Raw genomic sequence first — 18,206 nt, 5'->3', positions numbered from 1 at the left:
GTAGGAGTTTGGACCGTGTCTCAGTTCCAATGTGGCCGATCACCCTCTCAGGTCGGCTACTGATCGTCGCCTTGGTAAGCCGTTACCTTACCAACTAGCTAATCAGACGCGGGTCCATCCTGTACCGCAAAAACTTTGATAAGAAAGTCATGCGACTCTCTCATGTTATCTCGTATTAGCATACCTTTCGGTATGTTATCCGTGTGTACAGGGCAGGTTACCCACGCGTTACTCACCCGTCCGCCGCTCTTCTCCGAAGAGAATCGCTCGACTTGCATGTGTTAGGCACGCCGCCAGCGTTCATCCTGAGCCAGGATCAAACTCTCAAATAAAAGTTGTTACCTGCTCAGACTATCATTATCTGAATATCTGGCTTGGTTGTATTCGATTCTTTAAGAATCATTAATTATATAAATTAACCTACTGTTTAATTTTCAAAGTTCATTTTCGTTTTGCCCTTTTCTTAAGGACAAGTAATAATATACTATATAATAAACAGTAGGTCAATACTTTTTTTAAATTTTTTATAAATTCTTTTCATATTCTTTTCTAAGCTTTTCGACTATCTTTCTTTCTAGCCTAGAAACAGTCATTTGAGAGATTTCTAATTCTTTTGCAATCATAGATTGAGTTTTATCTAAGAAAAATCTATCTTTAAATATTTTAACTTCTAATTCATTTAAACTTTCCATAAATTTATTTATAAAATCTCGTTGTTCTATGTTTCCAAAACTACTTTCTTCTTGTCCAATTTTGTCTATCAATGTTATATCTTTATCTTCTGAGTCATCATTACTTGATGAATCTAATGATATAGGTTGATATCCATAAGATGCTTCCATTGCCTCTAATACATCTTCTTCTGTACACCCTATATATTTTGCAATCTCTTCTACCCTAGGTTGTTTTTTATATTCTTGTTCTAATATAACTTTGGCTTCACTTATCTTTTTACTTAACTCTTGAACACGCCTCGGTACTCTAAGTGTCCATACTTTATCTCTAAAGTACTTTTTTATCTCACCTATTATTGTAGGGGTTGCAAAACTTGAAAACTCATACCCTTTTTCTATATCATACCTATCTATAGCGTATATTAATGCTAGTGAAGCTACTTGATATATATCTTCAAATTCTACACCTTTATTTGCATATTTTTTAGCTAACAAATTTACTAAATATAGATGTTTTTCAATAAGAATATTTCTAACTTCTTTGTTATCTTTATCCTTGCTATATATCTTAAATAGCTCCTTATTATCTATGTCTAGGTAATTAGTAGCATTAGCTACGTTTTTCATTAAATACCAACTCCTAAATACTTAGTCATTTTTATTATAGTCCCTTTATTTTCTTTAGATTCTATATTAACTTCATCCATTAATGATTGTATTATAAATAATCCTAACCCACTTTCCTTTGGATTATTTAGATCTGGTTGATGTAAAGATTCTACATCGTACCCCTTACCTTTATCTTCAATTTCTATAGCTAATCCGTTTTCTAATATATCAAAAGTTATAAAAAATTTATTATCATTACTATGCTTTATAGCATTTGTACAAGCTTCTGATACAGCAACTTTTATGTCTTCTATATCATCCATCGAAAATCCAATTTTATTAGCTATCCCTGATGTGGTTAATCTTATAATTCCAACATACTCAGGATTTGAGCTTATTTCCATCTTTATTGTTTCAAAAGCCAACGTTTATCCCTCCACTTTAAATATTTTATCTAGTCCTGTTATTGCAAATATTTTTTTTACATTGATTTTGGGGTTTAATATATATATTTCTTTTCCGTTTATTTTTAATTTCTTAAGTACTCCTATCATTACACCTAAACCAGTTGAATCTATATAGTCTAAGTTTGTAAGGTTAATTTTCATATCTAAAGATTCTTTATCTGCTAAATTGTGTAAATGTTCTTTTAACTTATCTGCTGTAGAAACATCAAGTTCTCCTTCTAATGATATATCCCAGAAACATTCTTGTTCATTTAGCTTTGAATTTATATTTATTGACATCAATAAACCTCCTTATACGCAATTATCTCTTTATAAATTTAAATACTTTGGCTATACCTGCCACTTTGCCAACTAAATCAGTTATTTCTTCTGTATTTTTAGATATAGCGGCAACATTTTCTATTGTCTCGTGTATATGTCTTTCATTGTAATCAACTATTTTGTATACCTTTCCTACAACTTTAGTTGCCTCATTCAATAATTTACCTATGTATATTGCTATAATTAATGCCGAAACACCAAATAAAACAGCCCCTATTTGCCATCCCATCGCATCCATTAATTATTCTCCCCTTCATCTTCAAAAGTTCTACTTATTACTATTTCATCTTCACATATATCTATACTATCTTCTGATATATTATCATCAATTAGATTATTTATTTTAGTTTTTACACCATCTATTGTTCCTTGTAAAGCTTCTTTTGGGTTTTCTTTAACCTCATCTATCTTTTCTTTAGCATCTCTTCTTAATTCTGAACCTTTTTTAGGTGCAAAGAATAAACCTGCTATAAATCCAAGAAATGCTCCTAGTAATAAATATTTCCCTTTCTTATTGCTCATAATACATTCTCCTCTCCTATAGTCGATAGCTATGGAAAAAGAATAGGATATATTCCTATTCTTCTTCTATATTTATTTTAGCAATAGAAACTACATTAACTTCATCATTAGTCTTCATTAATTTAACACCGCTTGTTACTCTTCCAAATAATGATATTTCATTAACTCTTAGTCTTATTAATACTCCATCTGAGTTTATTATCATTATTTCGTCTTCTTCTGTAACCATTTCAGCTCCAACAAGCTTTCCTGTTTTAGCAGCTATATTATATGTCTTTATACCTTTACCAGCTCTTATCTGAGTTCTATACTCTTCTATATCTGTTCTTTTTCCAAACCCATTTTCACTAACTACTAATACTTCTGTTCCTTCATCTGTTAAGCTCATAGATACTACTTTATCATCAGCGCCTAAAGTTATACCTTTAACACCCATAGCAGTTCTACCCATTGGTCTTATATCATTTTCATCAAATCTTATAGACATACCATCTTTAGTTATTAGTAAAACTTCCTTATTAGCATCTGTTAACTTAACTCCTATAAGCTCATCATCTTCTCTTAATCCTATAGCTATCAGCCCAGATTTATTAATATTTTTGAACTCTTCGCGCTTAGTCTTTTTAACTATACCATTTTTAGTAGCTAATAATAAATATTGATTTTCATCATTTTCATTTATTGCTATTAGTGTAGCTATTTTTTCATTTGGAGCTAATTGAAGTAAGTTTATTATAGCTGTACCTTTAGACTGTCTCTTACCTTCAGGTATTTCATAAGCATTTAATTTAAATACTCTACCTTTGTTAGTGAAGAATAATAGCTTACTATGTGTCGTTGTTGTTACAAGGTGCTTAACAAAGTCTTCTTCTCTTGTAGTAAGAGCTGATATACCTCTTCCACCTCTATTTTGACTCTTATAAGTATCTGCTGGCACTCTCTTTATGTATCCAAAGTGAGTTAGCGTTATAGCTATTTCTTCTTCTTCAATAAGATCTCTAACGTCTATTTCACCCTCAGCATGTCTTATTTCAGTTCTTCTTTCGTCAGCATAATTCTTTTTAATTATTAGCATTTCATCTTTTATTACGTTAAGAAGTAATCTCTCATTAGCTAATATTTCTTTTAATCTATTTATTTTCTTGATTAACTCTTCATACTCTGCTTCTATTTTATCTCTTTCTAGCCCTGTAAGTCTTTGAAGTCTCATGTCTAATATAGCTTGAGATTGAATTTCTGATAATCCAAATCTCTCCATAAGACCTGCTTTAGCTTCTTGAGTAGTCTTAGAGCTTCTTATTAATTTTATTACTGCATCTATGTTATCTAAAGCTATTCTTAACCCTTCTAATATGTGAGCTCTTGCTTCAGCTTTATTTAATTCAAATTGAGTTCTTCTTGTAACTACATCTTTTTGATGTTTTACATAGTAGTATAATATTTGCTTAAGATTTAATACTCTTGGTTGCCCATCAACTAATGCAAGCATTATTATACTTATAGTTTCTTCCATTTGAGAATGCTTATATAAGTTGTTTAATACTATATTTGCATTAACGTCTCTCTTAAGCTCTATAACTATTCTCATACCATTTCTGTTACTTTCATCTCTTAGGTCAGATATTCCTTCAACCTTCTTCTCTTTAACTAAATCAGCTATTTTTTCAACTAACTTAGCTTTATTAACTTGATATGGTATTTCAGTTACTACTATTTGTTGCTTATTCTTAGGTAGTTCTTCTATATAAGCTCTTGCTCGAACTTTTACTTTTCCTCTACCTGTTCTATAAGCATTAGCTATATTTTCTTTTCCCATTATTATTGCTGAAGTAGGGAAATCTGGTCCTTGTACAAACTGCATTAAATCTTCTACAGTGCACTCTTCATTATCTATTAAATGTACTGTTGCATCTATAACCTCTGCTAAGTTATGAGGTGGTATACTTGTTGCCATACCAACTGCTATACCATTAGATCCATTAACTAGTAAGTTAGGGAATCTAGACGGTAATACTGCCGGCTCCTTTAAAGACTCATCAAAGTTAGGTATAAAATCAACAGTTTCTTTTTCTATATCTCTTAATAATTCTAAAGATAGTTTACTCATTCTAGCTTCAGTATAACGCATTGCTGCTGGTGAATCTCCATCTACTGAACCAAAGTTACCATGTCCATCAACTAAAAGTCCTCTTGTAGAGAAATCTTGTGCCATTCTAACCATAGCTAAGTAAACTGCACTATCACCATGTGGGTGATATTTCCCTAGAACGTCCCCAACTATACGGGCAGACTTTCTATAAGGTTTATCTGGTGTTAAGTTTAATTCATTCATAGAGTATAATATTCTTCTATGAACTGGCTTAAGACCGTCTCTTACATCAGGAAGAGCACGTCCAGCTATAACACTCATCGCATAATCCATATACGATTTTTTCATTTCATCAGCTATTTCTAAAGGAAGTATTCTGTTGTTTTCTTCCATTTATACTCATCCCCTTTCTTATATATCTAAATTTTTAACGTATTTAGCATTTGTTTCTATAAATTCTTTTCTTGGGGCTACTTTATCACCCATAAGCATTGAGAATACCTCATCTGCCATAGCCGCATCTTCTATATTTACTTGTAGTAATGTTCTAGTTTCTGGATTCATTGTTGTATCCCATAATTGCTCTGCATTCATTTCTCCAAGTCCTTTATATCTTTGTAACTCTACGCCATTTCTACCAATCGCTTCTAATAGACTATTAAGCTCTTTGTCTGAGTATACATAGTATTCTTTCTTTTGTTTCTTGACCTTATATAGTGGTGGCTGCGCTGCATATACATATCCATTTTCTATAAGTGGTCTCATGTATCTAAAGAAGAATGTAAGTAATAATGTTCTAATGTGAGCTCCATCGACATCGGCATCGGTCATTATTACTATTTTATGATATCTAGCTTTTTCTAGATCAAAATCATTTCCTATACCACATCCAAAAGCAGTTATCATATTTTTTATTTCATCTGAAGATAATATTTTATCTAGTCTAGATTTTTCAACGTTAAGTATCTTACCTCTTAGTGGTAATATAGCTTGAGTATGTCTATCTCTACCTTGTTTAGCAGATCCACCGGCAGAATCCCCTTCGACTAAGAATACTTCACTCTTAGCTGGGTCTTTTTCAGCACAGTCTGCTAATTTCCCAGGTAATGCAGTACTTTCTAACACACTTTTTCTTCTAGTTAACTCTCTTGCTCTTTTTGCAGCTTCTCTCGCTCTTTGAGCTCTAAGAGCCTTATCAACTATTATTTTTGCTGTAGTTGGATTTTCTTCTAAGAAAGCTCCTAATTCTTCAACAGTTATACTATCCACTATACCTCTCATCTCTGTGTTACCTAGCTTAGTCTTTGTTTGACCTTCGAATTGAGGCTCAGGAAGCTTAACAGATACTACAGCTGTAAGACCTTCTCTTATATCTTCTCCTAATAAATTAGGCTCATTATCTTTTATTACTTTATTTCTTCTTGCGTAATCGTTTAATGTTTTAGTAAGAGCTGCTTTAAATCCACTTAAATGAGATCCACCCTCATGAGTATTTATATTATTAGCAAATGAATATATGTTTTCCGTGTAACCATCAGTATATTGCATTGCTAATTCTACCATATAGTCATCTACTTTTTTGTCTATATAAACTATATCTTCATGTATTCCAGTTCTCGATTTATTTAAGTATTTTATATATTCTACTAAACCGCCAAGGTAGTGGAATTCTTTTTTCTTTTCTCTGCCTTCTCTTTTATCTTCTAAAATTATTTTTATTCCTTTGTTAAGGAATGCTAACTCTCTTAATCTATGCTCTAATGTTTCATACTTGAAGTCTATTTCATCAAATATAGTAGCATCAGGCATGAAGCTTATACAAGTTCCTGTGTGACTTGATGTTCCTACTGCATTAAGTTCTGATGTAGCTACACCTTTTTCATAAGTTTGTCTGTATAGCTTTCCATCTCTTGAAATTTCTGCTACTAACCACTCAGATAACGCATTAACAACAGATACCCCAACTCCGTGAAGACCACCAGATACCTTGTATCCTCCTCCACCGAACTTTCCTCCTGCATGAAGTACTGTTAAAACTGTTTCTAGTGTAGACTTACCTGTTTGAGGGTGAACTTCAACCGGTATCCCTCTCCCATTATCTCTTACTAAGATACTTCCATCATGATTTATAGATACGTATATCTCAGTACAATATCCTTGAAGTGCTTCATCTATACTATTGTCTACTATCTCGTAAACTAAGTGATGTAACCCTCTTGGACCAGTAGATCCTATATACATACCAGGTCTTTTTCTAACAGGCTCTAATCCTTCTAGAACCTGAATCTGACTTGCACCATATTCTTGCTTCATCTAGTTCCCTCCATTCTCTATGTTTACAACACTTCCATTGTCAATATTAAATATAGTAGTGTTATCTATATTGAATATACTTTTATGTGAAACTTCTGCTGTAGTTATAAACATTTGAACTACATTTAAGTTATTTACTAATAGTTTTTGCCTTGTTTCATCTAATTCACTGAACACATCATCTAAAATTAATATTGGATATTCTCCAACTTCATTATTTATTAATTCAATTTCTGATAATTTTAAAGAAATTGATGCAGTTCTTTGTTGTCCTTGTGAACCATATAACCTTACATCTAATCCGTTAACAAATATATTAAGATCATCTCTATGTAATCCATATCTAGTAGTTCTTGTATCTATATCATGCTCTCGGCTTGACGAAAGTTTTTCAATAAACTTGTTATATACTGTCTGGACAGTATCTTCATCATTTATATCAATTTGATTTTTATATGTTATAACTAAATCTTCAATTCCTCCAGTTAGTTTATCATGTAAACTTTTAGATATACCTGCTATTTTTTTTATGAAATCTCTTCTAAGTATGTAAATATAGCTCCCGTACTTAGCTAAACTTTCATCATACACATCCAATAAAGATTTATCTATATTCTTACTCTTAAGTAACTGATTCCTTTGGAATAATATTTTATTATAATTTGTAAGATAATTATAATATCTAGGTATAATTTGACTAATTTCTTTATCTATGAAAGACCTTCTTTCTTTAGGTCCTTCTTTAACTAGCCTCAAATCTTCTGGAGAAAAAATTACAACATTTATATTTCCAAGCAGTTCGTATATTTTTTGAATAGGTATTTTATTTACTTTTATACCTTTCTTATTCTTACTGATAGCTATTTCAATTAAGCCTTTAGTATTTTTCTTTGAAAAAGCTCCTCCAACATAAAGATTCTCTTTTTCAAATTTTATTATTTCCTTGTCTTTATTGGTTCTAAAGGACTTTCCAAAAGATAGCATATATATAGATTCTACTATATTAGTCTTTCCTTGGCCATTTTTTCCGACAAGAAGATTTACTTTTTTATTAAATTCAAGATGTAAACTATCGTAATTTCTAAAATTGACTAACTGCAAACTATTTAGTTGCATAAAAGGCTCTCCTTATTGCACTACTTTTATTTGATTTCCTTCTACCTCAACCATATCTTGAGGCTTAAGTTTTCTTCCTCTTCTTGTTTCAACTTCTCCATTTACCTTAACTAGACCTTCTAATATTAAAAATTTAGCATGTCCACCTGTTGATGCTAAGTCTGCTAATTTTAAAAGTTGATCTAATTTTATATATTCTGAATCTATATTTATCTCTATCATAGCTCGTCCTCCTATTTATTTTTATTTAGTTTTTCACTAACATGTCAAAAATATATTATATCATAAAATTAGTTATAAAAACCCAACTTTATTAGTTGGGCTTTTGTAATGAATTATATACTAGATGATATTCTTACTGGAAGTAATAGGTATGTGTACTCGATTTCGTCAGCAGGTTTTATTATACAAGGATTAACATTTGTTGTGAATTCTATAAATATTTCTTCACTATCAATGTTTTTTAACCCCTCTAAGAAGTATCTTGAATTGAATGCGATATCTAAATAATCTCCTTCTAATTCTAGTGAAACTTCTTCATAAACATTTCCTTTATCTGTATTAGAAGTTATTGCCATTGCGTTATCTCTTATAGATAATTTGATTAGATTATTTTTTTCAGCTTGAGATAATAATGATGCTCTCTCAATACTATTTAAAAGATCTCTTGTTTTTAATTTAACTCTAGTATTGTGTTCTCTTGGAAGTAATCTTTTATAGTCTATAAATTCACCTTCTAAAAGTCTAGTTATTATTTTAGTGTCATTTATTATAAAAATGGCATTTTTATCATCAAATCCCATTTTTATATCTTCTTCTGATGATAATAAGCTATTTACATCTATTAATGCCTTTCCTGGAATTATAACTTTAGCATCATTTGAAATATTCTCTAAATTACAGCTTCTAACAGCTAATCTATATCCATCTATAGCTACTAAGCTTATATTACCATTTACTATTTCTAAAAGTTCACCCATTAAAATAGGCTTTGTTTGATCTTGAGATATAGCAAATACTGTTTGCTTTATCATATTTTTTAGTAAGTCTTGAGGTATATTATATAAATCTTCTTTATTTACCTCTGGTAACTTTGGAAACTCTTTAGCTGAATCTCCTTTTATCTTAAATCTTGAGTTTACACAATTTATGTATACATTATTCTCACTGTCTGTTTCTATTTCAACGAAAGAATCTGGTAGCTTTCTAATTATATCACCAAAAAGTCTAGCATTTACTACTATCTCTCCTTCTTCTATAACTTCAGCTTGTGTATAAGTTTCTATACCTATTTCTAAATCATAACCAGTTAATTTTAGTTGATCTCCTTTTGCTGATAATAATATTCCCTTTAATAAGTCTAAAGTAGTTTTACTATTAATAGCTTTTTGAGATATTCCAATTTTATTAGCAAGTATTCTTTGATTACAAATTATTTTCAATGTGGATAACCTCCTTGTGGTCTTCATATATAAAAAATAAATAAAAAATTAGTAGTAATAGTAATAGGCTATGTGGATAATGTTGATAAGTACTTTAAGCCTAATAAATGCAAAGATATTAACATGTGCATAGAGTGTTAATATCTTTGTTGATTTTAGTAGTATAAATTGTTAATAAATTTTAGACAAAAAAATATAAACATTATATTAACACAAAATCCACATATAATTGTTTATAAGTTACCCTTTTAATTCAGAGATTATTTTTTCTATTTTTATTTTAATTTCTTCATTAGTTTGTATATCTTTAATAATCTTATCGTGGGCATGTATAACAGTTGTATGATCACGTCCTCCAAATTCTTCACCTATTTTAGGAAGCGATAAATCTGTAAGTTCACGTGATAAATACATTGCTATTTGTCTAGGATAAGCAATTGATCTTGTTCTTTTTTTAGAATTAAAATCTTCCATTTTTATATCAAATACAGATGCTACTTTTTCTTTTATTCTATTTACATTTATTTCTTCATTTTTTGAAGTAGTTATTATATCTTTTAAAGCTTCTTCTGCTAATTCAAAAGATATAGTTCTATTAGTTAAAGATGAATAAGCAACTACTCTAGTTAAGGCACCTTCTAACTCTCTTATATTAGACTTTATATTTTTAGCAATATATGTCATAACCTCATTTGGAACATCAATATTTTCCATTTGAGCTTTTTTTCTAAGTATTGCTATTCTAGTTTCAAAATCAGGAGCTTGTATATCTGTTATAAGTCCCATTTCGAATCTAGATCTAAGCCTATCTTCTAATGTTGGAATTTCTTTAGGTGGTCTATCACTTGAAATAATTATTTGCTTATTAGCCTCATGTAATGAATTAAAGGTATGGAAAAATTCTTCTTGTGTTCTTTCTTTTCCTGCTATAAATTGAATGTCATCTATTAAAAGAACATCGACATTTCTATATTTGTTTCTAAACTCTTCATTTCTGTCATCTTTGATAGAGTTTATAAGTTCATTTGTAAATTTTTCAGAAGATACATAGACTACTTTAGGGTCCTTTTTTTGACTCATTATATGATGTCCTATAGCATGCATAAGGTGAGTTTTACCTAATCCAACGCCTCCATATAAGAAAAGAGGATTATAAGCTCTAGCTGGAGATTCAGCAACAGCAACACATGCGGCATGAGCAAATCTATTACTATTACCGATTACGAATGTATCAAATGTATATTTTGGATTTAGGTTAGGATAATTAGCCTTTGAAGCTGAATTTTTAGCTTCTTCTCCAAGACCTTCTATGTCTTTTTCACTTAAAACAAATTTAATATTATATTTTTTTAATGATAGCTGATTTACAGAACCTTCTATTAAATTTAAGTATCTATCTTCTAAAATACCTTTAGTGAAGTCATTAGGGACTAAAAGAATTAAATCGTTATTGTGTATTTTTAAAGGTACTATTTGCTTAAAAAAAGCATTAAAACTAGGTGGAGATAGCTCACCTTTTATTAATTGTAGTGTTTTGTCCCATAAAGAAACTACATCCATAATATAAACCTCCGCGCAAATTAATTAACACTTTCCACAAGTTATTAACAAAAAAACAAAAAAATATATATGATAAATAAATTCATTAGATTTATTTGGATAATTATGTGGATAAAATATTAATAATGTAAAAATGTATTAAAAAATAAAAAGATATAAACAATATGTATATAAAGTTATAAATAGTCTAAAGATATAATAAATGTAGTTTATAACTAAAGTATTATCTAAAAGTATACAAGTTATACACATTTATATCCACAGCTTGTGAATAACCTTAATAAGTTAATAAATCTTATAAACATTATCAACAAGTATATTAATAATATCAGAATAAGTGCCAAACTTCAAGGCATTATGCGTAATTTATCCACAATATTAACTACCTGTTGATAAATTAATACACAGCTACAATTTACGCGATTTTCCTACATAATAAATAAGCAGATTTTTAGATTAGTGTGGATAAATTATGACGATAAATTTGAGTCACTAAATAATCATCAAAACATATAAAATAAGGTAAATAATTTTGTTATTTCATGTATCTAAAAACAAGTTGACAAGCAATATAAAAGCATTTATAATTGTATGTGTTATGTTTACTTTGAGGGTAAGGTTATTATTCTTATAAACGGAAAATAAACGGAAATAAAATTTGAAAGGCGGTGTATGTAATGAAAAGAACTTATCAGCCAAAGAAAAGACAAAGAAAAAAAGAACACGGATTCAGAAAAAGAATGAAAACTTCTAACGGAAGAAACGTGTTAAAGAGAAGAAGAGCTAAAGGAAGAAAGAGATTAACTCATTAATCATTGAGAGAGGCCGCTGTAAAGGTGGCCTTTTTGTGTAGAAACTATATTTACAAGCTGTGTTTACGGAGGGTTTAATATGGACTTCAAGAAAACAAAAGGCTTAAAAAAAGACTCTGATTTTAGAAAAGTGTATAAACACGGCAAATCTTTTGCAACTAAGTATCTGGTAATGTATGTACTAGATAACAAATCAGATGATACTAAATTAGGTATATCAGTATCTAAAAAAGTAGGTAAAGCAATTGTTAGAAATAAGATAAGAAGAAGAATAAGAGAATCATATAGATTAAATGTAGATGAAAACGTTAAAAGTGGGTATGATATAGTTTTTATAGCAAGGATAGCAAGTAATCAGGCTGAATATAAAGATATTGAAAAGTCTGTAAAATATTTGGTAAAAAAAGCAAACTTAAGATTAAGTGAATAATAAAAGTCTAAATATGGAGGCATTTTAAAATTTGAAAAAAATAATTGCTATAATGAAGGAAATAAATATATACTTAGCGAAATTATGTATTTATCTAGTGAGATTTTATCAAAAATTTATATCTCCATTAAAAGGACCTACATGTAGATTTTATCCAACATGTTCACAATATTCTATAGAAGCTTTTAAAAAATACGGGCTATTAAAAGGAATATATTTAACAGTAAAAAGAGTATCGAAATGCCATCCTTTTCATCCAGGAGGTTACGATCCTTTAAAATAAAACAGAATATACTCTAGGAGGTATAACAGTTGAGTATTATAAGTAATTTATTAGGTGTTGTGTTAAAGACAATTTTTGACTTTATTGGAAATTATGGTCTTTCAATAATTGTATTCACAATTTTTGTAAAAGTTTTATTATTACCGCTTACAATAAAGCAAACTAAGTCTACAAAGGCTATGCAAGATATACAGCCTAAAATAAAAGAGATACAAGAAATGTATAAAAATAAGCCAGAAAAGCAACAACAAGAGTTAATGAAGGTATATCAAGAAGCTAAGATAAATCCATTAGCAGGATGCTTACCACTATTAATACAAATGCCTATATTAATAGGATTATTTACAGTATTAAGAGATCCTGTTACTTACGGTGTTTTCCAAGATAAAGCAACACTTGCGACTGCATCTGAAGGGTTTCTTTGGATAAAAAATCTAACTCAACCAGATATTATATTAGCTGTATTATCAGGGGCAACTACATTTTTAATGCAAATGATAATGATGCCAAAGGATCAGCAACAAGGTTCAATGAAGATAATGACTTACTTCATGTCGGGGATGATGTTATTCTGGGGATTCACGTTCCCTGCAGGTCTTACATTATATTGGACAGTAGGTAACTTATTCTCAATTGCACAACATTATTTAGTAATGAATCCTTTAAAAGCTAAGTTAGCTAATTCTAAGGAGGAAGTAATAGATGAAGGAAAGCATAGAAATAAGAAGTAAGAGTAAGGAAGATGCTATAAGCCAAGCAATTGAAGAGCTAAAAGTATCTGAAAAAGATTTACAAATAGAAACAGTACAAGAACCTACAAAAGGTTTCTTAGGTTTTATAGGTGCTAAGGAAGGTCTATACAGATTCAAAGTTATTAAAACTGAGTCAGATATAGCTAAAGAGTTTGTTGAAAATATACTTAAGAACTCTAATGTAGAGGCTAAGGTTAAGGTTACTCAAGATAATAATTTAATTAAAGTAGACATAGAAGGAAAAGAAGCTGCATGTTTAATAGGAAGAAGAGGGGAAACATTAGATTCAATTCAATTCCTTACAGGATTAGCGCTTAATAAAATAAATAAAAACTCGCATATGAGAGTGCTTGTAGATATAGAAAACTACAGATCAAAGAGAGAAGAATCTTTAATAAGATATGCTAATAAAGCAGCTAGAGAAGTAGCTAGAACTAAAAAAATAAAGAAATTAGACTATATGAATCCATATGAGAGAAGAATAATTCACTCAGCTCTTCAAAACGATAAGTATGTAACTACGTATAGCGAGGGAACAGATCCATATAGAAGATTAGTAATAGAGTATAAAAGATAAAATTTAACCTCCTATGTAATAGGGGGTTTTATTTTTGTTATTTATTTTATATAATGTTAAGATTAAGGAAAGAATTAAAGATAACGAAATTAATAATAAATTAACTAAATAATAAGAGGTGATTAACTTGTTTATAGATGATACTATAGCAGCGATTGCAACAGCACCAGGTGAAGGTGGTATAGGTATAGTAAGAATTAGTGGTCAAAAAGCACTGAAAGTAGCAGATGAAATATTTAGATCTATGTCAGGAAAAACAATAAGTGAATATAAAACTAGAACTTTAATATACGGAAATATAGTAGACGGTGAAGACGTTATAGATGAAGTTTTATTAGCTTATATGAAAGGACCAAATTCATATACTGCAGAAGACGTTATAGAAATAAACTGCCATGGAGGATTTATTTCAGTAAAGAAAATATTAGAGCTTATATTATCTAAAGATGTAAGGATAGCTGAACCTGGAGAATTTACAAAAAGAGCATTTTTAAATGGAAGAATAGATTTATCTCAAGCAGAAGCAATAATAGATGTAATAAAAGCTAAAACTGATATGGCTCATCAAGTAGCTCAAAACCAACTAGAAGGATCTTTATCAAGTAAGATAAAAGAATTAAGAGGAAAAGTAACAGAAGTATTAGCACACTTAGAAGTTGCAATAGATTTTTCAGAAGAGGATATAGAAGAAATAACATATCAAACTCTTAAAGAAAAAGCTGAAGAAATAAGAATAGAAATTAAAAAATTATATGATACGGCTGAAAGTGGTAAAATACTTAGAGACGGACTTAAGACAGTAATAGTTGGTAAACCAAACGTTGGAAAATCTTCATTACTTAACTCTATATTAGGAGAAAATAGAGCTATAGTTACAGATATACCAGGAACAACTAGAGATGTTATAGAGGAGTTTGTAAATATAAAAGGAATACCTCTAAAAATAGTAGATACAGCAGGTATAAGAGAAACAGAAGATGTTGTAGAAAAAATAGGTGTAGAAAAATCAAGAGAATCATTTAATAGTGCAGACTTAGTTATAATGGTATTAGATTCATCGAGAAATCTTTCTGATGAAGATATAGAAATACTAGAAAACCTAGAAAATAAGAAAACTATAGTTATATTAAATAAGACAGATTTAGAACCTAAAATAGAGGAAGATGTATTAGCTAAGTATGTAAAAGAAGAAAATATAATAAGAACATCAGCATTAAAACATGAAGGAATTGAAGAATTATATGATAAAATAGAATCTATGGTTTATAAAGGCAGTGTTAAAAATTCATCTAGCTTAGTAATAACTAACTCTAGACACAAAGATGCATTATTAAAATCATATGAATCTATAAATGATGCTATAAATGCAATAGATACATTCCTTCCATATGATTTTATAGAGGTTGATTTCAAGAATATATGGGATTATCTAGGTTATATAAATGGAGACACAGTAAAAGAAGACCTATTAGATACTATATTTAGTAACTTCTGTATCGGAAAATAAAGTGTATAATATAAAATGCAGATAAGCAATTATAAAAAAGTTTTTCGTGAAACATAAATATAAACGTAGAAAGGATACTGACATGATAGATTTCAAAGCAGGAAAATATGATGTAATAGTAGTTGGAGCAGGTCACGCCGGATGTGAAGCTGCTTTAGCAACTGCCAGAATGGGACATAAAACACTAGTAGTAACTATGTCTTTAGACTCTATTGCACTAATGCCATGTAACCCATCAGTGGGAGGAACAGGTAAAGGTCAATTAGTAAAAGAAATAGATGCTTTAGGTGGTGAAATGGGTGTAAATGCAGATAAAACACTTATACAAAGTAGAATGTTAAATACTGCGAAAGGTCCAGCTGTTCACTCTTTAAGAGGGCAAGCAGATAAATTTAGATATCATACGGAAATGAAAGCTACTTTAGAAAATGAACCTAATATAGATATAGTAATGGATGAAGTAGTAGATATATTACATGAAGGTCAAACTGTTACTGGAGTAGTTACTAAACTTGGATGCCAATATGAAGCTAAAGCTGTAATATTAGCAACAGGAGTTTACTTAAACTCTAAGATATTCATAGGAGAATTAACTATTAATGAAGGACCTAATGCATTAGGTTATTCAAAGCATTTAACAGATAATCTAGTGGATTTAGGATTAAATATGAGAAGATTCAAAACAGGAACTCCTGCTAGAATTCACAGAGATAGTATAGATTTCACTAAGATGGAAATACAAGAGGGTGACAAAAGAATAACACCATTCTCTTTCCTAAGTGATGAAATAAATATAGATCAAGAGCCTTGTTATTTAACAAGAACAAATACAAAAACTCATGAAATAATAACAAGTAACTTAAGCAGAACAGCAATGTATAGTGGACAGGCAAAAAGTACAGGAGCAAGATACTGCCCATCTATAGAAGATAAAGTTGTTAGATTTAGTGATAAGGAATCTCATCAAATATTTATAGAGCCAGAAGGTAGAGAAACAAAAGAAATGTACATCCAAGGGATATCAACTAGTTTACCTTATGAAGTACAATTACAAATGTATAAAAGTATTCAAGGTCTTGAAAATGCTAAGATAATGAGACCTGCTTATGCAATAGAATATGATTGCATAGATCCTACTCAATTAAAAATAACACTTGAAATAAAGGGTGTTGAAAACTTATTTAGTGCGGGACAGTTTAACGGTACTTCAGGATATGAAGAGGCAGCAGCCCAAGGTCTTATAGCTGGTATAAATGCAGCATGTAAAATACAAGGAAGAGAGCCATTTGTACTTGATAGATCAGAAGCTTATATAGGTGTTTTAATAGATGACTTAGTTACTAAAGGAACAAATGAACCTTATAGAATGATGACATCTAGATCAGAGTATAGATTATACTTAAGACAAGATAATGCAGATATGAGACTTACTCAAAAAGGATATGACTTAGGGTTAGTTACAGAAAGTAGATACAATAGATTCTTAGATAAAAAAGCTGAGATAGAAAAAGAGTTAGAGAGATTAAAAACAGAAAGAGTTACTCCTAAGGAAGTAAATCACCTTTTAGTAGAAATGGGAGCATCTGAAATAAAAGTAGGATTATCTTTATATGAATTTTTAAAGCGTCCAGAGGTTAACTATAACTTAATCGAAGCTATAGGAAAAGGTGCTGGAGAAGATGTTCACTATGAAGTGAAAGAACAATGTGTAATAATGACAAAATATGAAGGATATATAGACAAGCAATTAAAGCAAATAGAGCAATTTAAAAAGCTTGAAAACAAAAAGTTACCAGAAACTATAGACTATTCAACTATAGATGGTTTAAGAATAGAAGCAAGACAAAAACTTAATGATATAAAGCCAGTTTCAATAGGTCAAGCATCTCGTATATCAGGGGTTTCACCAGCTGATATATCAGTACTTCTTATATACTTAGAACAAATGAGAAGAACTAGAGGGGGAAAAGATGAATAATACGGAAATGCTAAGACAAGGTCTAAAGGATTTTGGAATAGAGCCAAGCGATAAAATGTTAAATGATTTTAAGGTTTATAGAGAGTTACTAGTCGACTGGAATCAAAAGATGAACCTTACTGGAATAGAAGAGGAAAAAGAAGTGTATATAAAGCACTTCTTGGACTCTGTTTCAGCTGTAGTTAATGGGTATATAAAAGATGGAATGTCTATAATAGATGTTGGTACAGGAGCAGGTTTTCCAGGATTACCATTAAAAATCTGCTTAGAAAATACTAATGTAACTCTTTTAGATTCATTAAACAAAAGAATAAACTTCTTAAAAGAAGTTAGTAATACTTTAGGTTTAACTAATATGGAGTTTATACACGGTAGAGCAGAAGATTTCGGCAAGTCAGAACAGTATAGAGAACAATATGATATAGCAACTGCAAGAGCTGTTGCAGGATTACCTATACTTATGGAATTCTGTGTACCATTTGTTAAAGTTGGAGGATATTTTGTGTGTTTAAAAGGACCTAATGCAAACTTAGAGCTAGAGGAGTCAAAAGCTGCTATGGATGTCTTAGGATTGGAATTTATTGAAAAAATAGATGTAGAACTTCCAGAAACTGATTTAGACCACAATATATTAGTTTTCAAAAAAGTAAGAAATACTCCAGAAAAATATCCTAGAAAAGCAGGTAAACCTGCAAAAAGTCCTATAAAATAGAGATAGGTATATTAAAAATATATTAAAAATAAAACAAAATAG

Annotated in this window: 19 protein-coding genes and 1 rRNA gene; 8 read left to right on the top strand and 12 right to left on the bottom strand. The window is 30.0% G+C overall.

What is annotated here, in order from left to right; translation table 11 throughout:
* The 12 genes from I4U89_RS14565 to dnaA all read right to left on the bottom strand — a co-directional run.
* Positions 1–332, bottom strand: a 16S ribosomal RNA gene (locus tag I4U89_RS14565); the annotation flags it as partial.
* A 192-nt stretch (positions 333–524) separates the two neighbouring features.
* On the bottom strand, positions 525–1,301 hold the full coding sequence (locus tag I4U89_RS14560) for a SigB/SigF/SigG family RNA polymerase sigma factor (protein ID WP_195941001.1): 777 nt from the start codon (positions 1,299–1,301) through the stop codon (positions 525–527).
* A complete protein-coding gene (locus I4U89_RS14555; protein ID WP_330615579.1) occupies positions 1,301–1,708 on the bottom strand; it encodes an ATP-binding protein in 408 nt (135 codons plus the stop codon). Before I4U89_RS14555 ends, I4U89_RS14560 begins: the two co-directional genes overlap by 1 nt.
* 3 nt (positions 1,709–1,711) lie before the next feature.
* Entirely contained in the window at positions 1,712–2,029 is a 318-nt protein-coding gene (locus I4U89_RS14550) for an STAS domain-containing protein (RefSeq protein WP_166506172.1), read from the bottom strand.
* A 22-nt stretch (positions 2,030–2,051) separates the two neighbouring features.
* Positions 2,052–2,309, bottom strand: coding sequence for a DUF948 domain-containing protein (locus tag I4U89_RS14545; protein WP_195941000.1), 258 nt, complete (start codon positions 2,307–2,309; stop codon positions 2,052–2,054).
* The gene (locus I4U89_RS14540) at positions 2,309–2,593 is read right to left on the bottom strand and encodes a YtxH domain-containing protein (protein ID WP_195940999.1); all 285 of its coding nucleotides are present in this window, start codon (positions 2,591–2,593) and stop codon (positions 2,309–2,311) included. Before I4U89_RS14540 ends, I4U89_RS14545 begins: the two co-directional genes overlap by 1 nt.
* 55 nt (positions 2,594–2,648) lie before the next feature.
* The gene (gyrA, locus tag I4U89_RS14535) at positions 2,649–5,075 is read right to left on the bottom strand and encodes a DNA gyrase subunit A (RefSeq protein ID WP_195940998.1); all 2,427 of its coding nucleotides are present in this window, start codon (positions 5,073–5,075) and stop codon (positions 2,649–2,651) included.
* A gap of 18 nt (positions 5,076–5,093) precedes the next feature.
* Positions 5,094–6,995, bottom strand: coding sequence for a DNA topoisomerase (ATP-hydrolyzing) subunit B (gene gyrB, locus I4U89_RS14530; RefSeq protein WP_195940997.1), 1,902 nt, complete (start codon positions 6,993–6,995; stop codon positions 5,094–5,096).
* On the bottom strand, positions 6,996–8,111 hold the full coding sequence (recF, locus tag I4U89_RS14525) for a DNA replication/repair protein RecF (protein WP_195940996.1): 1,116 nt from the start codon (positions 8,109–8,111) through the stop codon (positions 6,996–6,998).
* 12 nt (positions 8,112–8,123) lie between these two features.
* Positions 8,124–8,333, bottom strand: coding sequence for a S4 domain-containing protein YaaA (gene yaaA / locus I4U89_RS14520; protein WP_195940995.1), 210 nt, complete (start codon positions 8,331–8,333; stop codon positions 8,124–8,126).
* A gap of 113 nt (positions 8,334–8,446) precedes the next feature.
* Positions 8,447–9,553: a DNA polymerase III subunit beta gene (gene dnaN, locus I4U89_RS14515; protein WP_195940994.1), complete on the bottom strand. Its 1,107-nt coding sequence runs from the start codon at positions 9,551–9,553 to the stop codon at positions 8,447–8,449.
* Positions 9,554–9,793: 240 nt separating this feature from the next.
* Complete coding sequence (gene dnaA / locus I4U89_RS14510; protein WP_195940993.1) at positions 9,794–11,113, bottom strand: chromosomal replication initiator protein DnaA; 1,320 nt, start codon at positions 11,111–11,113, stop codon at positions 9,794–9,796.
* 677 nt (positions 11,114–11,790) lie between these two features.
* Between dnaA and rpmH the strand changes: the two genes are divergently transcribed.
* From rpmH to rsmG, 8 genes are all read left to right on the top strand, one after another.
* Entirely contained in the window at positions 11,791–11,925 is a 135-nt protein-coding gene (rpmH, locus tag I4U89_RS14505) for a 50S ribosomal protein L34 (RefSeq protein WP_092921702.1), read from the top strand.
* A gap of 79 nt (positions 11,926–12,004) precedes the next feature.
* Entirely contained in the window at positions 12,005–12,355 is a 351-nt protein-coding gene (gene rnpA / locus I4U89_RS14500) for a ribonuclease P protein component (RefSeq protein ID WP_195940992.1), read from the top strand.
* Positions 12,356–12,386: 31 nt separating this feature from the next.
* Positions 12,387–12,638, top strand: coding sequence for a membrane protein insertion efficiency factor YidD (yidD, locus tag I4U89_RS14495; RefSeq protein WP_243279224.1), 252 nt, complete (start codon positions 12,387–12,389; stop codon positions 12,636–12,638).
* A 29-nt stretch (positions 12,639–12,667) separates the two neighbouring features.
* Positions 12,668–13,369, top strand: a complete 702-nt coding sequence (locus I4U89_RS14490; RefSeq protein WP_195940991.1) for a YidC/Oxa1 family membrane protein insertase — start codon at positions 12,668–12,670, stop codon at positions 13,367–13,369.
* Positions 13,341–13,967, top strand: coding sequence for an RNA-binding cell elongation regulator Jag/EloR (gene jag / locus I4U89_RS14485; protein ID WP_195940990.1), 627 nt, complete (start codon positions 13,341–13,343; stop codon positions 13,965–13,967). The genes I4U89_RS14490 and jag overlap by 29 nt, the downstream gene beginning before the upstream one ends.
* Before the next feature lie 127 nt (positions 13,968–14,094).
* Positions 14,095–15,474, top strand: a complete 1,380-nt coding sequence (mnmE, locus tag I4U89_RS14480) for a tRNA uridine-5-carboxymethylaminomethyl(34) synthesis GTPase MnmE (RefSeq protein ID WP_092921693.1) — start codon at positions 14,095–14,097, stop codon at positions 15,472–15,474.
* Positions 15,475–15,556: 82 nt separating this feature from the next.
* A complete protein-coding gene (mnmG, locus tag I4U89_RS14475; protein ID WP_207744200.1) occupies positions 15,557–17,452 on the top strand; it encodes a tRNA uridine-5-carboxymethylaminomethyl(34) synthesis enzyme MnmG in 1,896 nt (631 codons plus the stop codon).
* Positions 17,445–18,164, top strand: coding sequence for a 16S rRNA (guanine(527)-N(7))-methyltransferase RsmG (gene rsmG / locus I4U89_RS14470; protein ID WP_195940989.1), 720 nt, complete (start codon positions 17,445–17,447; stop codon positions 18,162–18,164). Before mnmG ends, rsmG begins: the two co-directional genes overlap by 8 nt.
* The last annotated feature ends 42 nt before the right edge of the window (positions 18,165–18,206 follow it).

It is taken from the genome of Romboutsia sp. 1001713B170131_170501_G6, assembly GCF_015668195.1.
Classification (GTDB): Bacteria; Bacillota; Clostridia; order Peptostreptococcales; family Peptostreptococcaceae; genus Romboutsia_C.
The sequence above is the reverse complement of the archived record's forward strand: the minus strand, read 5'-3'. Positions and strand labels throughout refer to the sequence as shown.